The sequence below is a fragment of the Microbacterium sp. H6 genome (genome assembly GCF_003314775.1).
In the GTDB taxonomy this organism is placed as follows: Bacteria; Actinomycetota; Actinomycetes; order Actinomycetales; family Microbacteriaceae; genus Microbacterium; species Microbacterium oxydans.
Genome location: NZ_QOAY01000151.1, coordinates 25,574 through 29,023 on the forward strand (window position 1 = coordinate 25,574; position 3,450 = coordinate 29,023).

4 protein-coding genes are annotated in these 3,450 nt (G+C 70.6%); 3 read left to right on the plus strand and 1 reads right to left on the minus strand.

Annotated elements, in window-relative coordinates; all coding sequences use genetic code 11:
- The coding region (locus DSP71_RS09780) for an aldo/keto reductase (RefSeq protein ID WP_258546357.1) at positions 1–707 on the minus strand (707 nt) is incomplete at its 3' end.
- A gap of 100 nt (positions 708–807) precedes the next feature.
- On the opposite strand from DSP71_RS09780, the gene DSP71_RS09785 reads away from it, so the two are divergent.
- From DSP71_RS09785 to DSP71_RS09795, 3 genes are all read left to right on the plus strand, one after another.
- On the plus strand, positions 808–1,542 hold the full coding sequence (locus DSP71_RS09785) for an SDR family NAD(P)-dependent oxidoreductase (protein WP_113680985.1): 735 nt from the start codon (positions 808–810) through the stop codon (positions 1,540–1,542).
- Between the two features lie 10 nt (positions 1,543–1,552).
- Positions 1,553–2,653 (plus strand): zinc-binding dehydrogenase, encoded by a 1,101-nt coding sequence (locus DSP71_RS09790; protein WP_179515886.1) that lies wholly within the window; start codon positions 1,553–1,555, stop codon positions 2,651–2,653.
- A 7-nt stretch (positions 2,654–2,660) separates the two neighbouring features.
- On the plus strand, positions 2,661–3,450 hold a 790-nt coding region (locus DSP71_RS09795; protein ID WP_147251274.1), incomplete at its 3' end, for an aldo/keto reductase.

Here is a 3,450-nt window from a genome sequence, read left to right on the forward strand (position 1 = left end):
CGGATCCCGCCGACGTCGGCACCGATCTTCCGTTCCGGCATCCGTCCGGTGGCGAGGATGCCCCCCTCGAACACGTCCGAGGCCTGGAGGGCGAGCGTGCCGTCGGCGAACAGCGGCCCGTAGGCGTCGCCTTCCGCCATCGACCGACGAGCGATGCCGTACTTCAACTGTGCGAACACCGGTCCGGCCGCCCCCTGAGCCTCGGATTCCGCGAGAGCCTGCCGCGTGTGTTCGATGCGCCAGTTGTTGATGCCCCAGGAACCGACGAGCCCTTCGTCGATCAGCGCGTTCACGTCGGCCACGAGCCGCGGCAGGTCGGGGGCATCGACGTAGTCGCCCACCACGAGGGTGTCGAACCGGTCGAGGCCGGCCCGCTGCAGCGACTCCACGAGCTGCGCACGGAACCCCTGGTTCGGCCAGTCCCACAGCCAGAGCTTCCCGCACAGCACGATGTCCGCGCGGTCGACGCCGCTCGCCCGCAGCGCCTCGCCGAACAGGATGTCGGTGCGGGAGTTCTCGGCGTGCGGACCCATGTTGTAGTACGCGACGTCGAAGAACCCCGCATCGAGCTCCACCGCGCGCCGGATGAGGGTGACCGCCTCGTCCCGCTCCATGCGATCCCAGGTGTTCCACGACCCCAGGGCGAGCGGCGGCACCGGCGCCCCGCCCGAGAACAGGGGTGTGCGGGGATATGTCGGATCGGGCATGAGGGCTCCTTCGCCGTCTCGTGGCACGGGGTTGTGTTTTTCTATGTTTGTAGAATATAACGGACTCATCCCGTCAGAACACCCGTCAGTGAGGACGAACATGACCGTTTCCCCCCGCCGCATCCTGGTCACCGGAGGGGCGTCCGGGCTCGGCCGCGGCATCGCCACCGCCTTCCGCACGGCCGGCGACAAGGTGTTCATCGGCGACGTGGACGCCGACGCAGCCGCTGCCGTCGCCGCCGAGATCGGCGCCACCCCGCTCCCCCTCGACATCGGCGACGAAGCGTCGGTGCGAGCAGCGGCCGAGCGGGTCAGGGAGTCCGGCGGCATCGACGTGCTGGTCAACAACGCCGGCATCGTCGCTGGTGGCGGCACGCTGCAGGAGGTACCGGTGGATGTGGTGGATGCCGTCCTCCGCGTCAACGTGCGCGGCACGTTCCTCATGCTCCACGTCTTCGGCGCACTGCTGGCCGAGGCGGGGCACGGTTCGATCGTCAACATCTCCTCGATCGGCGCCCGCCAGCCCACCGCGGGCCTCGGACACTACGAGGCGACGAAGGCCGCGGTCGACGCCTTCACCCGCACCGCCGCCCTCGAGCTCTCCGCCTCGGGAGTGCGCGTGAACGCCGTCGCACCGGGTCCGGTCCTCACCCCGCTGACGGCCGGCTTCGCCTCCGACCCCGACGCCCGAGCCGCCTGGGAGTCCCGCATCCCCCTCGGGAGCATCGCCGAGGTCGACCAGATCACGCCGCTCGTGCTGTTCCTCGCGAGCGACGCCGCCAACCACATCACCGGAGTCTCGGTCGCCGTCGACGGCGGCCAGCTCCTGGTCTGAGAGGACCCCCATGTCGATACCCACCCTCACCCGCGCCGCCGTGCTCACCGCCCACGGCGAACCCCTCACACTGCAGGAGCTCCCCCTCCCGAGCGAGGTCGAACCGGGCGCCGCGCTCGTGCGCATCGCCTGCACCACGCTCTGCGGCACCGACATCGAGATCTGGGAGGGGAGGATGACCTTCCCCGGCATGCTGCCCATGGTCCTCGGGCACGAGATGGTCGGCGAGATCGTCGCCGTCGGCACGGATACCCGCGATGCGCTGGGTCGACCGCTCTCCGCCGGCGACCGCATCGGCTGGTCGGAGTCGACCTGCGGGGAGTGCCACGGCTGCGTCGTGCTGCGCGAACCCGTCGCCTGCTCGCGCCGCGGCTACGGATTCCTGCAGCGCGCCGATGTGCACCCGTTCGCCACCGCGGGGCTCTCCGAGTACGCCTACGTCACCCCCGGTGCAGCCAAGCTGCTGCTGCCGCCGACGGTCAAGGACACGTGGGCGTCGATGGCGGGATGCGCGGCGAAGACCGTGCTGCGCGCCTTCGAGCGCGCGGGCCGCATCCGTCCAGGCTCGACCGTCGTGGTCCAGGGGTCCGGAGCCCTCGGCATCTTCGCCACCGCCGTCGCGAAGATCGCCGGTGCGGGTTGCGTCATCACGGTCGGCGCTCCCGCCGTCCGCCTCGAGCTCGCCGCGCGCTTCGGTGCGGATGCCGTCGTCGACTTCCGCGACGGACCCGTCGTGGATCAGGTTCTCGAGCTCACCGGCGGCCTCGGCGCCGACCACGTCTTCGACTTCGCCGGGGCACCGAGCGTCGGCCCCGACGCCGTCGGCATGGCCGCGCAGCGCGGCACGATCGCGATCGTCGGCTCCACGGGACCAGCGGGCGACGGCTTCGCCCTCAGCACGATCATGGGCAAGGAGCTCACGGTGGTCGGCTCGTTGAACGGCGACATCTCGGACTACGCCAGGGCCATCGACTTCTTCGCCGCCTTCGCCGATCGCTACCCGTGGGACGCCCTGTTCAGCGCCCCCGTCGGTCTCGCCGACGCCTCGGACAAGATCGCCCGCATGCACCACCTCGATGAGGTCAAGGCCGTCATCGACCCGAGAATGTGAGCCTCCGATGACCACTCCCCTCCGCACCGTCCCCCGCCGCGAGATCGGTCGCAGCGGCATCGACGCCTCGCTGTTCTCCCTGGGCTCCTGGCACACTTACGACCGCATGGACTTCGCCGACGCGGTGGCCATGCTGCGGGAGGCCGTGGAGCGCGGTGTCAACCTCTTCGACGTCGGCGTGTACTCCGCGCCCGGCGCCCCGCCCGTGTTCACGGATGTCATCTTCTCCGCCATGGTCCGCGCCGCCGGTCTCGCCCGTGAGGACTGGCTGCTGTCGTCGAAGCTGTGGCTCGAGGCCTTCGACGCCGACGGCTTCCGCCCGCAGCTCGAGAACGCCCTGATGCGGGTGGGCGTCGAGCACGCCGACCTCGTGATCCTGGGCGACCTGCGGCGGGACGACCTCGACCTGCGCGACCTCGTGATCGATCTCGCCCGACTCACCGAATCCGGACTCATCCGCGCGTGGGGCGTGAACAACTGGTCGGCCTCGAGCATCCAGACCCTGATCGACCTCGCCGCACGAGAGGGGGTCGCCGGCCCGCAGATCGCACAGCTGAAGTACAGCGTGTCCCGACGCTCGATCCCCGACGGCGCCCCGTTCGCCCGCCTGTGGGAGCAGGGCCTCACCCTGCAGGCTTCGGACTGCCTGGAAGGCGGCGTGCTCGCCGGAAAGGTGAACGGCGACCGGCAGATCGGCCGCGACCCCGGAGACATCCGAACGCGGATCATCGCCGACGTGCCCGCGTTCACGGCGCTCGCGGAATCGCTCGACGTCTCGCCCGCACAGCTCGGCCTGG

Coding starts and splice junctions, on each gene's coding strand:
- DSP71_RS09785 (WP_113680985.1), top strand. CDS start 808: ATGACCGTTTCCCCCCGCCGCATCCTGGTCACCGGAGGGGCGTCCGGG.
- DSP71_RS09790 (WP_179515886.1), top strand. CDS start 1,553: ATGTCGATACCCACCCTCACCCGCGCCGCCGTGCTCACCGCCCACGGC.